Raw genomic sequence first — 22,430 nt, 5'->3', positions numbered from 1 at the left:
CTGATTTTTGTCATAAATTCTCCATATTTTAAGAGTGTGCTGATAAACACTATTACAACAATGATTAGTTCGTAAATCAGCTGTTTTGCAGGGTTTTGTCCACTAAAAAGTCGATAGACAGTGGAAGAAAGCAGTGATAAAATGACGGTGTTATAAATGTGAATAAGTTCACATTATGAAAATGTAGGACTGTTTGTATGTAATTGACTAAAGATAAAAACGACCGTGATGTGACATTCATAGAAGGGATGATTTTGATGAAGAAATTTAAAAAGGCGGCGATTTTGTTACTGTCCTTCTTTATATTAGTAGGCTGTGGCAAACAAAAGGAATCAGACGCAAGTATAACAAGTAACCCCTATAAAAGAACGGAATTTTTAATGGGAACGGTAGTAACCATTAAAATCTTTGATAAGGATAAGGAAGAAGTATTGGATAAGGTGTTTGACCGAATAGAGTTGTTAGCAAGTCAAATCACTGTTAATGAAGAAGGATCGATTGTTGATGAAATCAATGAAAATGCCGGTCGCAAACCAGTAAAGGTACCAGATGATATCTATCGTTTAGTGAAAGCTGGAAAAGAATATAGTGGTTACTCAGGAGGCGACTTTGATATTACGATTGGTCCACTTACTAATTTGTGGCATATAGGATTCCCAGATGAGAAAAAGCCGGCGCAATCAGAAATAGATGCTGTTCTACCATTAATTAACTATGCAAAGATAGAATTAAATGAAGAAAACCAATCCGTCTATTTGCCAGAACAAGGAATGATGTTGGACTTAGGTGGAATCGCGAAAGGATTTATTACAGATGAAGTTGTTAAAGTATTAAATGATAATGGAGTTAAATCGGCGATTGTTGATTTAGGTGGGAATATTTACGTTAAAGGAAAAAATGCATCCGGAAAGGCTTGGGAAGTTGGCGTTCAGGATCCTTTTTCCGATAGAGGAGAAATGGTAGGGAAAATGGAAGAAACGAATACTTCGATTGTAACATCTGGGATATATGAACGTTATTTGGAAGTAGATGGGGAGAAATATCATCATATTCTAAGCCCTAAAACAGGCTATTCTGTAAATAATGATGTCGCTGGGATAACGATTGTTTCTAATAAGTCATTTGATGGTGACGGATATTCCACAACAATATTTATAAAAGGAGTAGAAGAAGGATTAAAAGCAGTAGAAAAAATGGATGGAATGGAAGCCATTTTTGTAACGAAAGATAAGAAGGTTTACTTAACATCTGGATTAAAAGATAAATTTACATTAACGAATGATAAATTTAAATTAGCGAACTAATAAGGAAGAGGGGGCACTAGGAATGACTATTCGTTCATTTTTAAAGTTAGTAGAAATACAAACAAAAATAGCAAGTGTTTTTCCATTTTTTATCGGGATACTATTTGTATTATATCGTTATAACGCCTTTCATTTGAAAAACACGCTTATCTTCTTTAGCTCAATGTTAATCTTTGATTTAACAACAACAGCTATTAATAATTATATGGATTATCGAAAAGCAAATAGTGATGAATATAGGAAAGAAAAAAACGTGATTGGGCAAGAAGGATTGAAAGAGAGTACAGTTATAGCAACGATTCTCACACTCTTTTTAATTGCAACTGGGTTGGGAGTTTGGCTTACGATTGAGACAGGTTTGCTGGTGCTTTTGGTTGGATTTATCTGCTTTTGCATTGGAATCCTGTATACTTTTGGTCCCATTCCTTTATCAAGAATGCCTTTAGGAGAAGTATTTTCTGGCGTTACAATGGGATTTGGAATTGTGTTTCTAACGGTATACGTAAATGCGTTTGATGTTGGTATCGCTTCTTTAGCATGGGAAAAGGAAATGATTTTCCTACAAGTAAACATTATAAAAATAATTGAAATCATTATTGTATCGTTACCATGCATGTTTACGATTGCAAACCTTATGCTAGCAAATAATATTTGTGATGTGGAAGAAGATATAAAGAATCATCGATTCACTTTGCCGTTTTATCTAGGAAAGAAATATTCTTTATGGCTTTATAATGGGCTTTATATTGGTTCCTTTGTAGCTATACTAATCTCTGTTTTTCTACATTTGCTACCAGCTATTGCGTTATTAAGCTTAGTTGCTATTTTACCAGTATATAAACATATTCGGATTTTTAACGAACTACAAGTAAAATCAAAAACATTTAGTTTAGCTGTAAAAAATTTAATTATCGTTAATGGATTTTTAGTAGTTTCCTTAGCTATGTCTTTCATGATTAGATAAGAAATTTGCTTGTACACCGATAAACAGGCGCTTGCGCTTTTCTTGTCTAGCTCCAGCGCCTATCGGTTAGCAAACTTCGGACCTTTTCCCTACGATAAGTCAACATCCCCTCACTTAGGTTCGGGGTGTTTCCTTTATCTCAGTCGAAGGTCCTCCAGTTTGTACACCGATAAACAGGCGCTTGCGCTTTTCTAATAAGGGGGGATTGGTTTGGGTGTTGTTTTGGAAGTGAAAGGATTGAGCTTTCGCTATGATAAAAAGCAGGATAGGGGCAATGTCTCGGATGTTTCCTTTCAATTAAGAGAGGGAGAATGGACGGCGCTCATCGGCCATAATGGGAGTGGAAAGTCTACATTAGCTCATTTACTTGTTGGCTTGCTTCAACCTGATGAAGGACAAATTAAGATAAATGGATCTGTTTCAAAGAAAGATGCTGAATCCGAGAATATAGGCATTGTTTTTCAAAATCCTGAAAATCAATTTATTGGAACAACGGTAGAAGATGATGTTGCTTTTGGACTAGAAAATTTAAATATGCCATATAAAGAAATGAGAGCAAGAGTGGATAAAGCATTAGAAGATGTAGGAATGTTAGATTATCGCATGACGGATCCTTCTCAACTATCAGGGGGACAAAAACAAAGGGTGGCGATAGCGGGTATGCTGGCATTACAGCCCAAGGTGCTCATATTAGATGAAGCCTTTGTTATGCTAGATCCGAGAAGTAGAAAGGAATTAATGGTTACGATACGGAAATTGACCAATCAGGGAATGACTATTCTATCTATTACTCATGATATGGACGAAGCAGCACAGGCGGATAAAGTAATCGTCATGAAGCAAGGGCAAATAATGAAAGTAGAAAGTCCTGCTCTTCTATTTATTGCTGATTCCACACTCGAAAAGCCGTTCGCAGAGAAGCTAAGAGAAGCATTGAAAAGTAGAAAATGTGAGGTTCCAGACAAATATATGACAGAAAAAGAAATGGTGCAATGGATATGCAAATCGAATTGAAGGATGTATCAGCAAATTATCAGCTTGGACCAATCCGTAAACAAAATATAGTGAATTCCGTAAATCTTAGGATTGAATCAGGTGCGTATACAGCGCTCATTGGACGAACAGGAGCAGGGAAATCAAGTCTGTTAAAGACATTGAATGGTTTACTTCTACCGACAAAAGGAAGTGTTCGTGTAGGAGATACAATAATAAAGGCACCTTACGATAAAGAAGCAATCCGGAAGATTCGCAAACAAGTGGGAATGGCATTTCAATTTCCAGAATCCCAATTATTTGCTGAAACCGTGGAAAAGGATATTTGCTTTGGTCCACTAAATTTTGGAGTACCTTTAGAAGAAGCGAAGGAAATTGCTAAAAAGATGATTGAACTAGTTGGGTTAGAGGCATCCATTTTATCAAAATCTCCCTTTTCCCTATCGGGCGGGCAAAAAAGACGAGTTGCTATTGCGGGGATATTAGCAATGAAACCGTCTGTTCTTGTCTTAGACGAACCAGGAGCCGGATTGGACCCACAAGGAAAAAAAGAAATAATGTCTCTCATTTCTACTTGGCATCAACAAGAAGGCTTAACTACCATTCTAGTTACACATGATATGGAGGATGTGGCTTTATACGCAGACCAAGTTATTTTAATGGATCAAGGGAAAATTATTAAATATGAAAAAACAAAAACTATCTTTTCGGATTGGGATTTATTGGAGAGTTGGGGGATAGAAATGCCACAGGCTCGGCGCTACCAAATGAAAATTGAAGCGGAAACAGGAATAAAATTACCAAAGATATGCTTAACGCTGGAAGAACTAGCAGATGCTTTGGTTTCGGTGGGATTGGTATGAATAAATTAATTTTAGGAAGATATTTTCCAGGAGATTCATGGCTTCATCGATTAGATGCGCGGGCAAAAATGATCTCGGTCATTTTACTTATTGTTATGCTATTTATAGCGGATAATTGGCAAGCCTATTTATTTTTATGGCTGATCACACTTTTAATTATGCATTTATCACAAGTTTCTTTTCGTACCTATGTGCGAGGAGTAAAGCCGATGATCTGGCTCATTCTATTTACAGTAATGCTACAAGTGTTATTTACTTCAGGTAGTAATGTGTATGTAGAATGGGGACCTATTACGATTTCAGAGTATGGCTTAATAAATGGAATATTTATTTTCAGTCGTTTTGTTATGATTGTATTTTTATCAACGGTCTTAACATTAACAACAAAACCAATCGATTTGACAGATGGGATAAATAAGCTCTTATCACCACTTCGTTTAATAAAGGTTCCTGTTGATGATATTAGCATCATGTTGTCTATATCCTTACGATTCATTCCCAATTTACTAGATGAAACACAAAAAGTAATGGATGCACAAAGAGCAAGAGGGACGGAGTTCGGCGAAGGGTCTTTATTCCAGCAAATGAAAACATTAGTACCAATATTTCTTCCTTTGTTTGTCAGTTCTCTGAATAGAGCAGAGGATTTGGCTAATATGATGGATGTAAAAGGATACCAGTCTGGAATAAAAAGATCTACCTTTCGGAGAGTATATTGGAAAAAACAAGATACATGGTGTTTATGTAATGTATGTTTTATTGGGGTGGTAACATTTTTATTAAGAGGATAATAATTTGAAGAAGGATTGTCTATTAGCCTATAAAGGGTGGTAGGCAATCCTTTTTTATTTCATTTCATAGATTTTAAATAGCCTATTTTTCATTGGAGATGGGGATGGGGAATCCGTCTCAAAGCCCTTTTTCATTAAAAAGAGGCAAGGTGGGTAACAGAGAAGCTCGCTCTGAGCCCGAAAACAAAAGAAGCAGCAGGAAAAGGTAACAGAGAAGCCCCCTCTGAGCCCGAAAACAAGAGAAGCAGCAGGAAAAGGTAACAGAGAAGCTCGCTCTGAGCCCGAGAACAAGAGAAGCAGCAGGGAAAAGGTAACAGAGAAGCCCCCTCTGAGCCCGAAAACAAGAGAAGCAGCAGGGAAAAGGTAACAGAGAAGCTCGCTCTGAGCCCGAGAACAAGAGAAGCAGCAGGAAAAGGTAACAGAGAAGCTCGCTCTGAGCCCGAGAACAAGAGAAGCAGCAGGGAAAAGGTAACAGAGCATCCATCTCAACCCCTTTTCACAAATAAGAAACCAAGCGGGTAACAGACGAAGCATTTGCGGTTTTTGATGTCCCTTTTCGTGCAATCCACGATTTCCATACCTCAATGAATTCCTCTATATATTTCATTGAAAAATCACTAATCGCAACTAAAAAAACACCATTTTGCACCAAAAAAACGGGAAATTTACAATCCTTTACCATTCTTTAAAATAGATTCAACGAATTATTAACATTAGAACCATATACTAAATTTGTACATAGCCCAGATAGATAAAACTTTGAGGTGAAAAAAATGCAGGCTAACAGGAGTATCCATATTTTAAAAGAGATATCAATTGTACAAGCAAATAAACTTACGTCTTCTAAAAAAGTTTCCTTTTATCAATTTTTTAAAAGAATGATGGATCTCTTTATAGCGAGTATAGGTATTGTTATTACGCTTCCGTTGATTCTACTATTTGCTGTAGTTATTCGCATGGATTCCCCTGGTTCTCCCTTTTATATTCAAGAAAGGGTTGGAAAGCATGGGAAATGCTTTTATTTAATTAAATTGCGTTCGATGAGAATGGATGCAGAAAAAGATGGCGAAAAATGGGCAGAGGTAAATGATCCAAGAATTACAAAAGTCGGTACATTTATAAGAAAAACAAGAATTGATGAATTGCCACAATTATTTTCCGTATTAAAAGGTGATATGTCTATTATTGGACCAAGACCAGAAAGACCGTCTTTTACAGCGAAATTTAGTGAAGAGATAGATGGGTTTTCCAATAGACTTCTTGTTAAACCTGGGCTAACAGGACTTGCGCAAGTGAATGGCGGATATGATATCTCACCAGAGGAAAAGCTCAAGTACGATCTTCAGTATATTAATAATGTAACTTTTTCTTTAGAGATGAAAATTTTATTAAAAACAATAAAGGTTGTGCTAACAGGAGAAGGTGCGAGGTAATTGGACTCCATTAAAAGCAAAATTAACAGTGGAGCAAAATGGACCAGTATATCGACGTTAGTCATTACTTTATTGCAGATTGGGCAGTTTGTAATACTGGGAAATGTAATGAGTGCGAAGGAATTTGGCATGATAGGCATGTTAACAACTATCATTATCTTTGCGCAGATTTTTGTTGAATTAGGGCTAGGAGCAGCAGTCATTCAAAAGCATCATGTAACAGATAGACAATTGTCCACTTTATTTTGGATAAATATTCTTCTTGGAATCCTTATCTGTATTCTAATGCAGGCAGCCAGTCCTATTATTGCGGATTATTTTCAAACAGGTGAGCTAGAAGGAAAAATACGTTTGTTATCGATTGTTTTTTTGATTGCGCCAATTGGTCAGCAATCGCAATATTTAATGCAGCGTGACTTATCTTTTCAGCTATTAGGAAAAGTAGAAACAATAGCAACTATTATTAGCTTTAGCCTCTTGATAGGATTGGTCGTTTTCACTAGGCAAAATCCAGTTAGTGCATATATATGGTCTCAGATTTGTCTCTATTCCTTGAAAGGAGTTCTTTTTTATATTTGTTATCTTCCAAAGTGGAAACCAAGCTTTGTGCTAGATATCAAAGATTGTAAAGAATTCTTTTCTTTTGGAGTGTACCAGCTTTTATCGCGACTCGTAAATCGTTTAGGCAGCAATATTGATATGTTGTTAATTGGGAGATTTATTGGAATGGAGGCATTAGGGATATATAACTTAGTCTATCAAATAGTGACCATTCCTGTTCTTAAATTAAATCCCATTATAACAAGAGTTGCGTTTCCTGTGTTTGCGAAAGATAAACATAACAATCAAGCATTAGAAACAGGGTATTTATATATGACCAAATTATTGGCAGTCGTTTCTTTTCCGCTGCTTTTAGGTCTACTTTCTGTTGCAGATTTAGTTATTCCTCTTTTTTTTGGAGAGCAATGGGTAGAGGCGATTCCTATATTGCGAATTATGATCATTGTCGGGATTTTAAGAGTTCTTATGAATACGAATGGAAGCATTATATTAGCAAAGGGAAAGGCAAATATTGCATTTTATTGGGACTCAGGAGTATTAGTTTGCTACGGTTTAGCGTTGTTCGCAGCAGTTCAGAGTAATCAGCTAGAAACAGTGGCATGGGCATATGTAGCTGTAAGCATGCTTAATTTTATCAGCGGTAGAATGCTATTAACTAGAATGATAGGACTTCAACTGAAAAGATATATAAAAGTATTGCTACTGCCATTTATTCTTGCTGGTATGAGTAGCGGGATCGCATTACTATTAAAAAATCAAATGATTTCTATTCATAATAACTTGGTTTGGACGCTTATATGGACTGTTGTGATAAGTGGGATCAGCTATTTATTGTTATTGCATGTATTAAAGAAGCTTGGTGTTAGAGAAGAGTATCAATAATCGGAGATAATCCTAAAGAAAGAAGGATATGGATGATGAAAGTATTGTGGATAACCAGTGTTTACCCTAGTGCAGATAATCCTGGAAATGGGGTGTTTCATGAAACACAGGTAAAAGCATTAACTTCTTTAGGAGTAGAAGTAACGGTTATTAATCCTATTCCTTTAAACGCGTCCTTTATTAGAGTATGGAAGAAAAGATATCGAAAAAAGAAACTACCCTATTGGGAGGAGAGGAATGGAGTAAACGTATATAGACCAGTGTATAGAGCGACACCAGGTCAACTTCGCTGGTTTCAGCCGGATAAACGCATTGCAGGCAGCATCCTTAAAACCTTGAAGAAAGAAAATATAGATGTTGATTTTATCCATGCCCACTTCGCAATGCCATCTGGAGGTGCGGCAAGAATTGTCGCTGCCGAATATCAGAAGCCTTGGCTTCTAACGTTACATGGAAGTGATGTTCATATTTATCCTTCGTTTAGCCAAAGCGCAGAGCGGATTTTTCAAAAAACGGTTAGATCTGCAGATGAAGTGATTGCGGTAGGGGAACATCTTGCAGCTGCAGCAAAGTTAAAAACAGGGAGAAGCTGCACGGCGTTACCTATTGGAATTGATTTAACCCAATTCAAGCTAACGCCAACAACCACATTGAAAGCAAAGCAGAAAGAGGAGTTAGCGTTACCTGGCAACAAAAAAATCCTTCTTTATATTGGCCGCCTTGTGAAAGAAAAAGGAATTTTTGAATTAGCTGAGGCGTTGCCTTATCTTCCAGAAGAATATGTAGTCGTATACGTAGGTGATGGGCCTGAGAAAGAAAAGCTACAAAAACAGAAATTGTATAATGAGCGCATATTCTTAGTTGGACAAATTCCTAATGAAAAGGTGCGAGATTATTTATTGGCAAGCGATATATTTATTTTACCGTCCTATTCGGAAGGTTTGCCTACCGTTGTTATAGAGGCTATGGCTTTGAAAATACCAATCATATGTACAAATGTAGGCGGGATACCTGATTTGTTTGGTGAATATTCTGATCTATTGATTCAACCTCGTTCGGTACAACATATAGTAACAAGCGTGAAAGGGCTAGCCGCTGATCCAGCGTACTATAAAGAGGTAACAGAGGCATTGTATCAGCGTGTCCATGCACATTACTCTGCAGTGGATAACGCAAAGAAACTAGTAGAGAAATATCGGGAAATAACAAATAAGTCTATTCATTCTACTCACGAATTAAATCACTTTTGGGGGGCAGCGAAATGAGCAAGGTTCTAGTTACAGGTGGAGCAGGTTTTATTGGATCACATATTGTAGAAGGTCTTTTGGAAGAAGGATATGAAGTAGTTGTTATGGATAATTTTTCATCCGGAAAATTCGAAAATATTAAAGATTTACCGATTCAAATTTGTCCGTTTGATATAACGGATCCAAGAGTAATCGATGTTATTGTCGATTTAAATCCTTCTTTTATTATTCACCAAGCAGCCCAGGTAAGTGTAGCAGAATCGGTGCACGATATATTACATGATGAAAACGTAAATGTAAAAGGCTCTTTGCATGTGATTAAAGCAGCTATTCGTGCCTCTGTGGAGAAAATATTATTCGCTTCCTCAGCAGCTGTATATGGAAATCCAGTGGAGCTTCCTGTTACGACAGAGCATCCAACTTTACCGGAATCTCCCTATGGATTAACAAAATTGACGGTCGAAAAATATCTAAAGCTAGCGTATAAATTTTATGGGCTCTCCTATGGGATTTTAAGATACAGCAATGTCTATGGGCCAAGGCAGGATGGAAAAGGAGAAGGCGGAGTTATCTCTATTTTTGCTGATCGAATTCTTGAAAATGAAGCACCTATCATTTTTGGTTCCGGAGAACAAACAAGGGATTTCATCTATGTAAAAGACGTAGCAAATGCAAATATACAGGCTTTAAAGCAACAAGAAAATGTTTGCTTAAATATTTCCTCTAATAATAGAATTTCTATCAATCAGCTTTGGGGAAAGATAAGCGATATTGGGGAAGTTGTCTTTAAGCCAATATACAAGAAAGAAAGAGATGGAGATATTCTACATAGCATCCTTTGTAATGAGCAGACAATGGCGCAATTAGAATGGAAACCTCAAACGAATTTAGAAAACGGATTAAGAGAAACCCTATACTCATCAAAAAAAGTATTACAAAAGTAATCGTAGGATAGGGAGGAAGGATTGTAGAAGTTGGGAAATAATCGTACAGTAAGCAAAACAATAGGATTTGCAGTCTTATTCATCGGTTGTCTTACGGTTCTATATGTGACAACTATGTATAAATTAACCTGGATACTTCCTATCGTTTGCATATGGGTTGCCATTCAATTAGGTGTTTATTTGAAATCGATCATTACACTTGACCAATTATTTCGAAATATTATGTATGCCTTGCTGCTTTCCACCTTTCTTAACCAGTCTGTCATAAGTGTAAATGTTGGTGCCTTTTCTCTTTTTTTATACAGAATATTACTATTATTAGCAATTGTTTTGTACATTAGCACGGCTTTATACAAGAAAAGGATAGTGGAGGACTTTAATCATAGTGGATTGTCATATATCTGGTTGTTTTTTGGCGGGTGGATTCTTTATGGAAGTATTTCTGTTCTTTGGTCCATCTCCATTATTGCTTCTATTAAGTATATGTTTTTATTGATTATGGGGATAGCTTTCGTTTATTTAGCGAGTATGACATTTAAAACAAGGCAGCAATTGAAGCTATTTTTGGCAGGATGGCTTGGAATGACTGTTTTATTAATGGGAATAGGCTTTGTGAATTATTTCTTTTCTATTCAATTGCCAAGTTCTGGGCTGTATGGAGCTTCCATTTATAAACTGTCTTACCCGACAGCTGTTTTTTTTAATCAGAATGATTTTGCTGTTTATCTAGGAATCTCCTTTTTCTTCTTTTTAGCTGTTGCGAAAAATGCTAAGCGACCCATCCTTAAAGGATCCATGCTTGTTTTAAGTGTAATGGTTCTAATCCTTCTTTATTTAACGGAATCACGTGCAGCGATGCTTGCGGTAGGAGGAGGAGGATTAGTATATCTGTTTCTATTAATCCCAAAGCGCTGGAAGAAAATAATCTTGTGTACCCTTTCTGGCATGTTTCTATTAGGCTGTCTTTTGTTTGCAAACAGAGGAATTGCCAAATTCCAAATGCTTATCGATTCAGCAGGAGAATACGGGCTTAATGAAGTGCTACCATCGAACTTAGCAAGAATCAATCTTTTAAGGAATACCTTTTACTATTTGCTGGATTCCTATGGATTTGGTATCGGAGCGGGAAATATTCCCTATTATTTGGAGCATAAAAGTTACTTTCCAACGGGGAACGTTTATCAAGTGCATAATTGGTTTGCTGAAATTGCCGGCAACTTTGGTTTAGTTATTGTGCTTGGTTATTTGCTTATGTTGGTCTATGCATTTATAGAATTCTATCGAATATATCAAAGCATAAATAGTGGTACAGATAAAATGCTGTTAGAGTCATGTATGATCGGAATGGTCGCTTTCCTTATTTCAAGTATTAGCCCAAGTTCCGTCATGAATTTATATTTCCATTGGGTATTTCTGGGGTTTGTTTTATCTACATTGTCTGTTTATAAAAATAGAAAGCTAGAATCTTGACTTTCATTACAGAAAGGGAGAGTTCGTTTGTGAAGTTCGTTTTATCACTTATCACAGCTAGATTGAAAAGATATATTTTGCCCTTAATGGTACTTAGCGTCCTTCTAGGAGCAATTGGGTGGTTCACACCTGCAGGAAAAGAAAAATCGTCTGTGAAAGCAGAGGCAACTATTTTACTTGGAAATTATGAAAACGAATATATGAACAATAGTGAAGTAATCGCGTCATTACTAAGAAATGAAACGTCTTTTACGAAGTATTTACCAGATGTAGAGATAGATAAGGAGCAACTCCTTATTTCTACTGATACACCTAAAAAACTGAGGTTTGCTTTGACTGCATCAACGGAACAAGAAGCAATAGATTCCTTATCTGAATTAGTAACATCTTTTTTAGAAATGGATCAGCAATACTATCAAGAAAAAGATGACATTATTTCAGAAAGTATTAATCAGCTTCAGGCAAACCATGTTCAAGAGGAATTCGTTGTAGACCAACAACGATTTTTATACGAATTAAAAACGAAACAGTTAAATATGCAGCCTGCAATGCTAGTGAAGGATATCGCAGCAATAAAGGCAGACCATCAAGTAGTTTCTCAACGAGATCGGGCATTCATCGGAGTAATGATCGGAATTATGCTCAGTTGCTTATGGATAATGTATCCACTGTTTTTAAAATCTGAATCTGATTAAAGAGGTGAATGTTGAATGGCTCCATCTGTATCCATTATTATGCCTTCTTACAATTGTAAAGAATATATATCTTTTAGCATCGAGTCTGTCAGAGAGCAAACATACACTGATTGGGAGCTATTAATTGTTGATGATCATTCAACTGATGGAACTGTCGAATTATTAAAGGAATGGGAAAAGGCAGATGGACGAATTCGTGTTTTTTACCGAACTGTTAATGGAGGGGCTGCTGTTGCTCGGAATATGGCACTTGACCATGCGAGTGGAAAATATATCGCTTTTTTAGACAGTGATGATAGATGGAAGAAAAACAAGCTTGAAGCTCAACTAGCTTATATGAGAACAAATAATTATGCCTTCACCTTTACTGCCTATGAGTGTATGGATCAAACAGGAACGCGTTTGAAAAAGTATATTCGTGTTCCTAAGCAAGTTGATTATCAAACGATGCTAAAAAATACAATTGTTGGTTGCCTTACTGTCCTGATTGATCGTGACCAAGTTGGGGATTTTCGTATGCCTAATATTCGTACTCGGCAAGATTTGGCAACATGGCTAATGATTTTAAAGCGAGGATTCCGTGCGTTTGGCCTTAATGAAATATTAGCAGAATACAGGGTGGGAAATGAATCAATCTCCAAAAACAAATGGAAGGCCGCAAAAAACAATTGGCATGTGTATCGTCAAATAGAGCAGTTAAATTTCTTGCAGTCGTCCTGGTATTTTTCTCATTATGCCTATAATGCTATTCGGAAAAGACTGTAGAAGGTAGAGGAGCTTTTTAAAATGAGAACAATCCATGTTATTGTGGCGACTGGTGTATGGAATTTAGACAATTTAACATACCGTAGACATCGATTTGCAGAATTTCTACAAAAGCAGCAGGAAACAGAGGAAGTAATTTGGCTTTGTCCGGGGAAAAAACAGACACCGGACGTAACAAAATTAGAGAATGGCATTTATCAATGGATCATCAGTGACCTAGGGAATCATAAATTGCAACGGTTTGCTCGATTTATCCCCTTTTTCTACCAAAAGAAGCTCCGAGGCTTAAGTAATTATTTAGCAGAAAAGAAAGGAAACTGTTTGGTGAAATTATGGTATACTTACCCAGCATTTCCGTCATTACATAAAATCTATTCTTGGGATCAAATTGTTTATGATTGCAGTGATTTATGGGCAGAACAATTAAGTGGAAAGTTCTCACTTTTAGCTTATTTAAAACAAAAGATCATCTTGAAAAGTGAACAAAGCATTGTAGAGAAAGCGAGTTATATTACTTGTACTTCAAGCTTTTTAAAAGAGGAATTAGTAAATCGAACACCAGAATATCGAAATAAGATATACACATTTGAAAACGGAGTGGAATATCGGCTATTTCAACAACTGGAGAAAAGCGTTCCTCCAATAGAGAAAGAAGGAATAACGATTGGGTATATTGGCGGGATTAAGCCAAAGCTTGATTTTAGTTTCATCCAGCAAATAGCGCAGAAAAGGAAGGAATGGAGGATTTTGTTGGTGGGACCAGACGGGACTAATTGCAGCCAAGAGTTTATGCAATTATTGGAGGAACCAAATATTCATTGGACTGGAAGTGTACCAAGGAATCAGGTTTCAGATTATATGCATACCCTTGACGTTGGAATCATGCCTTATAAGGATATTCCATACAATAAAGCCATTTTCCCACTAAAGCTTTTTGAATTTCTTGCTGCTGGTAAACCTGTGATAGGGATGAACTTACCCTCGACAAAGGAATATGCAGAAGAAGGTGTTTATGAACTTTTGCAAGGTGGGGGAAAGGTAGATCGATTTATTCAAGCATGTGAGAAGATGGTGAACAATGCTGGAAATCAGGAATGGAAGACAAGAAGAAAGCAGCTTGCAAAGACGAAAGATTGGGAGACTATTTTTCAAGAAATTATCCATATCAATAAAGAAACTAGCATGTGAGGGGTAACCTGGCTGCTAGTTTCTTTGTTATCATGAAATTTATATTTTACTGTATATTTCCATTTCATCCATTATATCTTGTAACGTAATTTGTGCTAATTCTTTTTCCATTGAGCGTTGGATAGTAGAAAAAGTTTTATCTAGTGTAGAGTGGATTTTACTGCCAATCGGACAATGATGATTTGGATGATCATGTATGGCGAACCATTCGCTTTTCGATTGAACGGCTAAATAAATTTCCAAAAGAGAAATGTCAGCAGGCTGTTTTAATAAGATAGCTCCTGAAATCCCTGCTCTGCTCGTTAAAATTCCTCTTTTTTTCAAAAGTCCACACATTCTTCTTATAACAACAGGGTTTGTATTAACACTTTCCGCAATAGAATCAGAGGTTATTTGTTCATAGCGTTTCGAGGCAATCAAAGATAGGATATGAATAGCAACAGATAGTCGGCTGTTAGCCATAATAGATAGACACCACCAATCAAGTTTTTTGTCATTCATCAGAAATGCGTTATAATTGTTGCATTGATAAAAAGGATAGCTGTTCTATTGAGAAGCGCTTACATTTTTAAAGCTAATATTATTATACAATGGATTTTACTTCCATAAGCAGTTAAATTCCTGTTAAATTGTGAACAAATAGACACAAAAAAACGTTGATAAATAGAAAGAAAAAGGCAGGTATGCTTTATAATAAAAACAGTTATTAATCGTAGAGAAAACAGTTTTAGATATTGTTCTAGTAGATGAGGTGTAGGATTGTGAAAACAGTTTTAGTCGTAGGTGGTGGAATTACTGGGTTATCTACCATCTATTATTTACAAAAAGAGAATAGGGAAAAAAATTTAGGACTCCGTCTAGTGCTAGTGGAAGCAAATGACTACCTTGGTGGAAAAATTCATACAGTAAAAAAAGATGATTTTATTATGGAAACTGGAGCAGATTCTATCGTTGCTCGGAATAAAAATGTACTTCCTTTTGTGAAGGAACTAAATTTAGAAGAGGAGCTCGTTTTTAATGCAACGGGGACTTCCTATATTCATACGCAAAAAAAGCTATTAGAAATTCCAAAGGATTCTATATTTGGTATTCCGATGACGCTAGAAGCACTTTTTACAAGTGAGCTTATTTCTACTCGAGGGAAGCTAGAAGCTTTGCGGGATATTGTTCGAACGAAGACAAGTTTTACAAAAGAATCTTCCATTGGGGCGTTTTTAGAGTATTATTTTGGAAAAGAAATCGTGGAAAAACAGATTGCACCTGTGCTGGCAGGCGTTTATTCGGGAAATATTTATTCGTTAACCATGGGGTCTACATTGCCTTATCTATTAGATTATAAAGAAAAATATGGAAGTATTATCCGTGGTCTTGGAAAGAATAAAGAAGTATTTCAGTCAGCTGCAAATAAAAAATTCATCTCCTTTAAAAAAGGATTGTCGACCATTATTGATCGGCTTGAAGAGGTGTTAACAGATGCAACGATTTTAAAGGGCGTTGCTGTTACCGACATAAAAAAAGAGGTAAATCAATATAAAATCCAGCTTTCAAATGGGGAGGAGCGAATGGTAGATACAGTTGTATTATCAACTCCACATGATGTAGCTCAACGGATTTTAAATAAGGAAGAATTAAATCCGGTGTTCGGTAAATTAAAGAATTCATCGAATATTACCATGTATTTATCCTATGACATATCCGATAAAGAGCTGCCTAAAGACGGAACAGGGTTTATTGTAGCAGGAGATAGTGACATTGTTTGTAATGCATGTACGTGGACTAGCAGAAAGTGGAAGCATACATCAAACAATAGTCAACTATTACTTCGCCTATTTTATAAAAAAACGAATCCAGCCTATGAGCGATTAAATGCTCTTTCTGAGGAGGAACTGGTAGATGAGGCAAGGAAGGATATTGAAAAGAGTTTGGGAATCACCTCAAAGCCTAAACAGTATGAAGTGACGAAGTGGACGAATGCGATGCCTGTTTACTCTTTAGAACATAAGCAAGCGGTAGAAAAGCTTAATCGAAGCTTAGAAGATTTATATCCTAATGTGTATCTAGCGGGCTGTTCTTACTATGGTGTAGGAATTGCAGCATGTATGGCAAATGGGGAAGAAACGGCCGAGAAAGTGTTAAAGTCAATAGAATAGCCAGAACAAGCAGAACCGCTTTGCAATGGAAAGGTTCTGCTTTTTTTTGAACATATAAAGGTTGAAAGAAATTATTCTGTATATTTATAGTAAAATAGAGGATATTTTACTTCCTATCTAGTAACAGCTTTTCACAAGATTTATAATAATTATAATAAGTGAAGACTATAATGAAATGGAGAACTAACATGATGAAGAAAAAGATGACTATTCAACAGGGGTAAGCTAAATGGATCAAACAGTAATGATATATATTGTTTTAATAACGATGTCCGGTGCATTGCATGTGATATTAGCAATTATTGCTTATATGAATAGACATGCGTTTGAAGGAATGAGAACCTTTTTATGGTTTTCTTGTTTTATAGCTATTTATGCATTTGGATATGCATTAAGTCTTGCTAGTACAACGATAGAAGAAATGCAGTTCTGGACAGCCGTTCAGTATTTAGGCATGCCGTTTTCAGCACCTGCTACGTTAATTCTTGTTTTACAGTATATTGGCTATGATAGACATTTAAATAACAAAACGTATTTTTTCTATTATTTAATCCCGGCGATATCCTTTTTACTCCTTGCGACAAATGATTTTCACCATTTATTCTATCAATCTGTCTATTTAGAATATCGCAATACAACGCCTATTATGCAAATTACAGTAGGACAATGGTATTTAATACATGGTGCATATACATTTGGAACACTTGCGATCGCTTTTGTGCTTCTATCCATCTATTGGGTTAGAGGAAAATCAAGACATACGAAACAAGTGGTTATTCTGCTAACGGGAATACTCGTTCCTATCGTCGCTTCTTTTTCTTATTTAATAGGAATAACTCCGAGTAGCTTAGATCCTGTACCGATTTCTATGCTTTTTTCTAGCTCGCTTTATTTATATGCCATTATATCAACGAAGTTTCTATTGGTGCCCCCAATAGAAAAGGATTATATTTTCGAAAGTATGGGAGATGCAGTTCTTGTATTAGATCAAACCTATCATATAAAAGATTTTAACAAGGCTGCCTTTACTTTATTTTCCCATGTAAAATTAGGGGAGCATATAGCAGCTGTATTAGGGCTGGATAGCCAGCTTCTTCCACTGATGAAAAATGTCCATACGGAATCAGTAATCATGGAGATAGAAATGAGCCATGGAATGGGAAAGGAATATTATCAAGTAAAGATTTCTCCGATTAAAAGAGGAGAGTCAATGATTGTCGGGACGACTATTATTTACACGAATATTACGGAACAAAAAGCGGAACAATTGAATTTAACTAAACTTGCATACACAGATGGCTTAACCCAAATATATAATCGGGCGTATGTTCTATCTACTGCCGAAAAAATGCTTCCTTCTTATGCCAAGATAGCTGTAATTCTGTTTGATATCGATTATTTTAAAAAAATAAATGACACCTATGGACATTTAGGTGGAGATGAAGCATTGAAGCACATAGCTAAACTCTGTAAAAGTGTGATCCAGGAGAATGGAATCTTTGGAAGATATGGTGGGGAGGAATTTATTCTCTTTTTATTCGGAATAGAAGCGGAAGAGGCCATTGCCATTGCTAGTAGTTTAAGGAGATTAATAGAAGAGTCGCCTTTGCATTATCTTGAAACAGTTATTAATATTACTGCAAGCTTTGGTGTTTCAATAAAGGAGGAATGTATCGCTCTTACTCCTTTGATTAGTGAGGCAGATGAAGCTTTATATGCCTCTAAAAGAGGCGGGAGAAATACTGTTAGCTTGGCAGTCGAAGGAAAATATATTACATTATCTTCTGAAATTGCGGTGGGGAAATACTGATTATATAGTAAATTTTTTCAACGTTTTCCTATTTGGTCGGAATTTTATATGTTGTATGGGATAGATTTCTATTATTATGAGGATATGCAATAAATATCGCGAAATGTTTAAAATTGTATTGAATGAAAGCTTTGTTCAATCTATAATATATAATGAAAATCATTATCATTTAGTTTCTTGTTTTAATTTTGGAATAAAGAAAAGAGTAAATGAGATAATAAGACTAACTACAAATTAACAGATGTTTAAATCAAAAAAATGGTATAGCAAATTCAACTATAGATAGAACAAATGAAGGAGGGGAGAACAAATGGACATATTGTCTACGGATCAACTGAAAATTGGATATGAAGATAAAATTATCGTCCATGACTTAAATTTACATGTTCAAGAAGGGAAAATTACTACTATCATTGGACCAAATGGTTGCGGTAAATCGACGATATTAAAGACGCTTGCGCGGATTCATAAGGCGAAGGCTGGATATGTTTATCTAGATGGAGAAATGATACACAAAATTCCAACGAAAAAAATTGCGCAAAGAATGGCAGTTCTTCCTCAATCTCCAGAGGCACCGAATGGATTAACAATATTTGATTTAGTTTCCTATGGTCGTTCCCCTCATCAAAGAGGCTTTGGCCGTTTAGGGGATAAAGATAGGGAAGTCATAAATTGGGCATTGGACGTAACAGGGCTAACAGAACTGAAAAATCAGGAAGTTGATACGTTGTCGGGTGGACAGCGGCAAAGAGCTTGGATTGCGATGGCCATTGCGCAGGAAACAAATCTGCTTCTTCTAGATGAACCAACCACTTATTTGGATATGGCTCATCAACTGGAAGTGCTGAAATTGTTAAAGAAATTAAACGAAGAAGAAAATCGAACAATTGTGATGGTTATTCATGATCTTAACCATGCAGCGAGATTTTCGGATCATATGGTTGCGATGAGGAACGGACAATTAATGAAAGAAGGAACAGCGGACGAAGTAATGACAGAACAGGTTCTGAAAGATGTCTTCCAAATAGATGCTGTTGTAGTAAAAGATCCTCGAACGAATAAACCAGCTTGTCTCTCTTATGATTTATTGCACCAAAAGGAAAAAGAATTAGTGTTATCAGCTAAGTAATCGATGAAAAGATTGCTTAGTTTTTTTGTATTGGACTTCTTTCATAAAAGTCTATTTTAAGGTTCTGTCGTAAAGCAAAATTAAACTAGTCTCCTCTTTTTCTTAGCATGAAGGGATAGGATTTTTCATATAATGGATTGAGTATGGGTTCACATAAATTTGCTTATTATCGTCGTACCAATTTATAATTTTGGTATACTATTAGAATAGTGTAGTCAGAAATATGTATAGAAGGTTGAGATTAATGGATAAAAACATATTGATTAAAAAGTTTCTTGAAATTTTGCCTAACGAAAGTGTGAAGGTTGATGAGGCATTAAATAAATATACGTATACTAAAATTGGTGGAAAGGCTGATTTCTTGCTTTTTCCACTTACGTACGAGCAATTGCAGTCTGCGTATAAATTGGCGCTAAGCGAAAATGTACCAATCACTATTTTAGGAAATGGTTCGAATGTTTTAATTAGAGATGGTGGAATTCGTGGAGTCGTATTTAATTTAACAAAGCTTCAGGCAATTTCCCTTGAAGGCAACAGAGTAATTGTTCAAAGTGGTGCTGCAATTATCGAAACTTCTAGATATGCCTTAGAGCATTCATTAACAGGATTGGAGTTTGCCTGTGGCATTCCTGGTTCTGTAGGCGGTGCGTTATATATGAATGCTGGTGCCTATGGCGGAGAAGTTTCTGACGTATTGGAAACAGCGAAAGTATTAACTAAAACTGGTGAAATTCGAACGGTAACAAAAGAGGAATTAGAACTTGGCTACCGTACAAGTAGCATAGAGAAAAATGGCTGGGTCGCATTAGAAGGAACTTTTTCACTTAAAAAAGGAAATTACGCAGATATTAAAGCAAAAATGGATGAACTTACTTTCTTAAGAGAATCAAAACAGCCATTAGAATATCCTTCATGTGGAAGTGTCTTTAAAAGACCACCTAACCACTTTGCTGGAAAGCTCATTCAAGACAGCGGACTCCAAGGATCAAAAATTGGTGGTGCGCAAGTATCTACAAAACATGCTGGTTTTATTGTGAACGTAGAAGATGCAACAGCAAATGACTATCTATCCTTAATAAAGCATGTACAAAAGACTGTAAAAGAAAATTTTAACGTCGACCTTGAAACTGAAGTAAGAATCATTGGGGAAGAATAGAAAAGCTGCCCATTAATGTACAAATTGAGCTTGCTTGTCCAGAGAACAATGAGTAAGCTACACGATATCTAATATATATGTTGGGATAGGAGCATCTAAAAAGAGGGAATCTTTTTTAGATGCTCCTATTTGATATAGATCTAAAATGATACGTAAAGGACAGGTATTACTTGATACTGTACAGTCTCCGCACAAATAACCTCATCATTAAAAAGAGAAAATATCCAACCATTGCTCCAAAGGTATTCAGAATAAAATCATCTATATCTGCAGCTCTATCTACAGTGAAGAAAAACTGAATAAGTTCAATAGAAAAGGAGCAGAGAACCGCAAGTCCTAATGTAACAAGTGTTCTAAATCGCTTTTTATACAAAAAAGGCAGTAGAAGACCAAATGGGATAAACAATAGGATGTTTCCTAAGGTATATAGCATCCAAAAAAAAGGCGGCTTATATTTGTACTGGTATAAAATTTGAACATAAGGAACAAGATTCATTTTTCCTTCATTTAGATTAGGTGGAGTAAAGTGAAAAGGCTCTAAGGTCACATAGATAACTGTCAGTATATAAAAGAAAAATAGATTGAGGATAAATTCTCTTGTAAATGGTATGTTTTGTCTTTGATTATGTTGTTGAATCCGAAAATAGATCCATAATGGAACGACAAGTGTGAGGATAAAGGGAAAATTTAATAGTAATTGAACGCTGCTCATCGACCATAGTGTGATAAATAAAAAGAGGACAATGATAAAAAAAATTCCGTTTTTTAATACATGCACAGATATTCGAAGTCCTTTCTTTTTGTTCTCCTAAGAGTATATGTAGGCTTGTTCGAAAGTAGAATACAAAGCGAATCACTTTACTCTTTTCATGGAAATAAGACATACTAAGAGTGGAAGAAAATGTTTGTCTATACATTAATGAAGGGGATGAATCTTTTTGAGTAGTAAAGTTCAAATAGGTCAAACGGCTATGCGGGTTACCAAACTAGGATATGGAGCAAATTCTGTCGGTGGTCATAATTTATTTCCGAATTTAAATGATGAAACTGGAAAAAGTGTGGTAAGAAATGCATTAGATGCGGGGATTGATTTTCTTGATACAGCTTATATATACGGCCTAGGAAGATCAGAGGAGTTAATTGGAGAGGTGCTAAAGGAAAGAGGCAATCGCCAGGATGTTGTCCTTGCAAGCAAGGCTGCTCATAAATTAGTGGATGGCAAAATACAGCTTGATAATAGTAGAGATTTTTTACGTAATGCTGTAGAAGATAGTTTAAAACGACTGCAAACAGATTATATTGATTTGTTCTATGTTCATTTCCCAGATGATGTTACTCCAATGGCTGAAGTGGCAGGTACGCTAAAAGAGCTAAAGGATGAGGGCAAGATTCTCGCAGTGGGAGCTTCAAATTTAGATGCTGAGCAAATAAAAGCATTCAATCAGGATGGCTATTTAGAAGTATTTCAAGCAGAATATTCCTTGTTTAAAAGACAGGCAGAGGAAATTTACTTACCGTATTGTGTCGAGCACAATATTAGCTTTGTTCCATATTTTCCATTAGCTTCTGGATTATTGACAGGAAAGTACTCAAAGGATTCAACCATTAGTGATGGCAGAAAAAATAATCCGCTTTTCCAAGGAGAAGCATTTATTCGAAATGTAGAAAAGGTGGATCAATTAAAGCAAATGGCAGAAGAAAAAGGCTTTGATGCAACGCATCTTGCTTTAGCATGGTTATTAGAACAGCCGGCAGTAGATGTTATTATTCCAGGAGCAAAATCAACAAGTCAGCTTAAGAATAATCTGCGAACATTAGAAGTGACATTAACAGAAGAAGAAGTGCGGAAAATTGGTAACATATTTGCATAAGAAGGCATGTGTGTGCATATTTGATCCTTTATGGAAAGCGAAGTGTATTCAGGCTGCGGATACTAACAACTGAAACAGCTTTTTTACAAGCTAATTAAAAAGCCAAACAATCATGCAATTTTGTGTAATTGTTTGGCTTTAACTTGGGCTGGAATACTTATGTCCCAGCCCCTTTGATAAAGTGGGGACATTTGGTGATTTGAGGAGTCGATTC

Annotated in this window: 20 protein-coding genes; 18 read left to right on the top strand and 2 right to left on the bottom strand. The window is 36.0% G+C overall.

The features are described 5' to 3' along the window. Positions 1-257: 257 nt before the first annotated feature. The 13 genes from RTL21_RS07525 to tuaH all read left to right on the top strand — a co-directional run bounded on the left by RTL21_RS07525 (position 258) and on the right by tuaH (position 14,100). Positions 258-1,304 carry an FAD:protein FMN transferase gene (locus RTL21_RS07525; protein WP_312094876.1) on the top strand — a complete coding sequence of 349 codons (1,047 nt, stop codon included), beginning with the start codon at positions 258-260 and terminating at the stop codon, positions 1,302-1,304. Between the two features lie 22 nt (positions 1,305-1,326). Beyond that, the gene (gene menA / locus RTL21_RS07520; RefSeq protein ID WP_312094874.1) at positions 1,327-2,268 is read left to right on the top strand and encodes a 1,4-dihydroxy-2-naphthoate polyprenyltransferase; all 942 of its coding nucleotides are present in this window, start codon (positions 1,327-1,329) and stop codon (positions 2,266-2,268) included. Positions 2,269-2,478: 210 nt separating this feature from the next. Beyond that, a complete protein-coding gene (locus RTL21_RS07515) occupies positions 2,479-3,282 on the top strand; it encodes an energy-coupling factor transporter ATPase (protein ID WP_312094872.1) in 804 nt (267 codons plus the stop codon). Further along, positions 3,267-4,124 carry an energy-coupling factor transporter ATPase gene (locus RTL21_RS07510; RefSeq protein ID WP_312094870.1) on the top strand — a complete coding sequence of 286 codons (858 nt, stop codon included), beginning with the start codon at positions 3,267-3,269 and terminating at the stop codon, positions 4,122-4,124. Before RTL21_RS07515 ends, RTL21_RS07510 begins: the two co-directional genes overlap by 16 nt. Beyond that, entirely contained in the window at positions 4,121-4,915 is a 795-nt protein-coding gene (locus RTL21_RS07505) for an energy-coupling factor transporter transmembrane component T family protein (protein ID WP_312094868.1), read from the top strand. The genes RTL21_RS07510 and RTL21_RS07505 overlap by 4 nt, the downstream gene beginning before the upstream one ends. Before the next feature lie 773 nt (positions 4,916-5,688). Further along, positions 5,689-6,348 (top strand): sugar transferase, encoded by a 660-nt coding sequence (locus RTL21_RS07500; RefSeq protein WP_312094866.1) that lies wholly within the window; start codon positions 5,689-5,691, stop codon positions 6,346-6,348. After that, positions 6,349-7,791: a teichuronic acid biosynthesis protein TuaB gene (tuaB, locus tag RTL21_RS07495; RefSeq protein ID WP_312094864.1), complete on the top strand. Its 1,443-nt coding sequence runs from the start codon at positions 6,349-6,351 to the stop codon at positions 7,789-7,791. A gap of 35 nt (positions 7,792-7,826) precedes the next feature. Further along, positions 7,827-9,056, top strand: a complete 1,230-nt coding sequence (gene tuaC / locus RTL21_RS07490; RefSeq protein ID WP_312094946.1) for a teichuronic acid biosynthesis protein TuaC — start codon at positions 7,827-7,829, stop codon at positions 9,054-9,056. Next, the gene (locus RTL21_RS07485) at positions 9,053-9,982 is read left to right on the top strand and encodes an NAD-dependent epimerase/dehydratase family protein (RefSeq protein ID WP_312094862.1); all 930 of its coding nucleotides are present in this window, start codon (positions 9,053-9,055) and stop codon (positions 9,980-9,982) included. The genes tuaC and RTL21_RS07485 overlap by 4 nt, the downstream gene beginning before the upstream one ends. Before the next feature lie 30 nt (positions 9,983-10,012). Next, entirely contained in the window at positions 10,013-11,452 is a 1,440-nt protein-coding gene (gene tuaE / locus RTL21_RS07480; protein ID WP_312094860.1) for a teichuronic acid biosynthesis protein TuaE, read from the top strand. 29 nt (positions 11,453-11,481) lie between these two features. Continuing rightward, positions 11,482-12,147 (top strand): hypothetical protein, encoded by a 666-nt coding sequence (locus tag RTL21_RS07475; protein WP_312094858.1) that lies wholly within the window; start codon positions 11,482-11,484, stop codon positions 12,145-12,147. A 15-nt stretch (positions 12,148-12,162) separates the two neighbouring features. Beyond that, positions 12,163-12,912, top strand: a complete 750-nt coding sequence (tuaG, locus tag RTL21_RS07470) for a teichuronic acid biosynthesis protein TuaG (protein WP_312094856.1) — start codon at positions 12,163-12,165, stop codon at positions 12,910-12,912. Positions 12,913-12,933: 21 nt separating this feature from the next. Then, positions 12,934-14,100 (top strand): teichuronic acid biosynthesis protein TuaH, encoded by a 1,167-nt coding sequence (tuaH, locus tag RTL21_RS07465; protein WP_312094854.1) that lies wholly within the window; start codon positions 12,934-12,936, stop codon positions 14,098-14,100. Positions 14,101-14,139: 39 nt separating this feature from the next. Here the strand turns inward: tuaH and RTL21_RS07460 are convergent, their stop codons facing one another. Beyond that, complete coding sequence (locus RTL21_RS07460) at positions 14,140-14,562, bottom strand: Rrf2 family transcriptional regulator (RefSeq protein ID WP_312094944.1); 423 nt, start codon at positions 14,560-14,562, stop codon at positions 14,140-14,142. 299 nt (positions 14,563-14,861) lie between these two features. On the opposite strand from RTL21_RS07460, the gene RTL21_RS07455 reads away from it, so the two are divergent. The 4 genes from RTL21_RS07455 (at position 14,862) to murB (ending at position 20,345) form a co-directional block, all read left to right on the top strand. Further along, positions 14,862-16,250: a protoporphyrinogen oxidase gene (locus RTL21_RS07455; protein ID WP_312094853.1), complete on the top strand. Its 1,389-nt coding sequence runs from the start codon at positions 14,862-14,864 to the stop codon at positions 16,248-16,250. Positions 16,251-16,479: 229 nt separating this feature from the next. Next, positions 16,480-18,060, top strand: a complete 1,581-nt coding sequence (locus tag RTL21_RS07450; protein ID WP_312094851.1) for a histidine kinase N-terminal 7TM domain-containing diguanylate cyclase — start codon at positions 16,480-16,482, stop codon at positions 18,058-18,060. A 310-nt stretch (positions 18,061-18,370) separates the two neighbouring features. Next, on the top strand, positions 18,371-19,189 hold the full coding sequence (locus RTL21_RS07445) for an ABC transporter ATP-binding protein (RefSeq protein ID WP_312094849.1): 819 nt from the start codon (positions 18,371-18,373) through the stop codon (positions 19,187-19,189). 244 nt (positions 19,190-19,433) lie between these two features. After that, the gene (gene murB, locus RTL21_RS07440) at positions 19,434-20,345 is read left to right on the top strand and encodes a UDP-N-acetylmuramate dehydrogenase (RefSeq protein ID WP_312094847.1); all 912 of its coding nucleotides are present in this window, start codon (positions 19,434-19,436) and stop codon (positions 20,343-20,345) included. A 166-nt stretch (positions 20,346-20,511) separates the two neighbouring features. Here the strand turns inward: murB and RTL21_RS07435 are convergent, their stop codons facing one another. Continuing rightward, a complete protein-coding gene (locus RTL21_RS07435) occupies positions 20,512-21,123 on the bottom strand; it encodes a VanZ family protein (RefSeq protein WP_312094845.1) in 612 nt (203 codons plus the stop codon). Positions 21,124-21,283: 160 nt separating this feature from the next. Here RTL21_RS07435 and RTL21_RS07430 point away from each other — a divergent pair, with 160 nt between their 5' ends. Beyond that, positions 21,284-22,216 carry an aldo/keto reductase gene (locus tag RTL21_RS07430; protein WP_396954425.1) on the top strand — a complete coding sequence of 311 codons (933 nt, stop codon included), beginning with the start codon at positions 21,284-21,286 and terminating at the stop codon, positions 22,214-22,216. Positions 22,217-22,430: the final 214 nt, after the last annotated feature.

It is taken from the genome of Niallia sp. (assembly GCF_031978665.1).
In the GTDB taxonomy this organism is placed as follows: Bacteria; Bacillota; Bacilli; order Bacillales; family Cytobacillaceae; genus Niallia.
Note: the sequence above shows the minus strand (reverse complement) of the source record. Positions and strands in the feature narration are given on the sequence as shown.

Coding starts and splice junctions, on each gene's coding strand:
- RTL21_RS07525 (WP_312094876.1), top strand. CDS start 258: ATGAAGAAATTTAAAAAGGCGGCGATTTTGTTACTGTCCTTCTTTATA.
- menA (WP_312094874.1), top strand. CDS start 1,327: ATGACTATTCGTTCATTTTTAAAGTTAGTAGAAATACAAACAAAAATA.
- RTL21_RS07510 (WP_312094870.1), top strand. CDS start 3,267: ATGCAAATCGAATTGAAGGATGTATCAGCAAATTATCAGCTTGGACCA.
- RTL21_RS07505 (WP_312094868.1), top strand. CDS start 4,121: ATGAATAAATTAATTTTAGGAAGATATTTTCCAGGAGATTCATGGCTT.
- RTL21_RS07500 (WP_312094866.1), top strand. CDS start 5,689: ATGCAGGCTAACAGGAGTATCCATATTTTAAAAGAGATATCAATTGTA.
- tuaC (WP_312094946.1), top strand. CDS start 7,827: ATGAAAGTATTGTGGATAACCAGTGTTTACCCTAGTGCAGATAATCCT.
- RTL21_RS07485 (WP_312094862.1), top strand. CDS start 9,053: ATGAGCAAGGTTCTAGTTACAGGTGGAGCAGGTTTTATTGGATCACAT.
- tuaG (WP_312094856.1), top strand. CDS start 12,163: ATGGCTCCATCTGTATCCATTATTATGCCTTCTTACAATTGTAAAGAA.
- tuaH (WP_312094854.1), top strand. CDS start 12,934: ATGAGAACAATCCATGTTATTGTGGCGACTGGTGTATGGAATTTAGAC.
- RTL21_RS07460 (WP_312094944.1), bottom strand. CDS start 14,562: ATGGCTAACAGCCGACTATCTGTTGCTATTCATATCCTATCTTTGATT.
- RTL21_RS07450 (WP_312094851.1), top strand. CDS start 16,480: ATGGATCAAACAGTAATGATATATATTGTTTTAATAACGATGTCCGGT.
- RTL21_RS07445 (WP_312094849.1), top strand. CDS start 18,371: ATGGACATATTGTCTACGGATCAACTGAAAATTGGATATGAAGATAAA.
- murB (WP_312094847.1), top strand. CDS start 19,434: ATGGATAAAAACATATTGATTAAAAAGTTTCTTGAAATTTTGCCTAAC.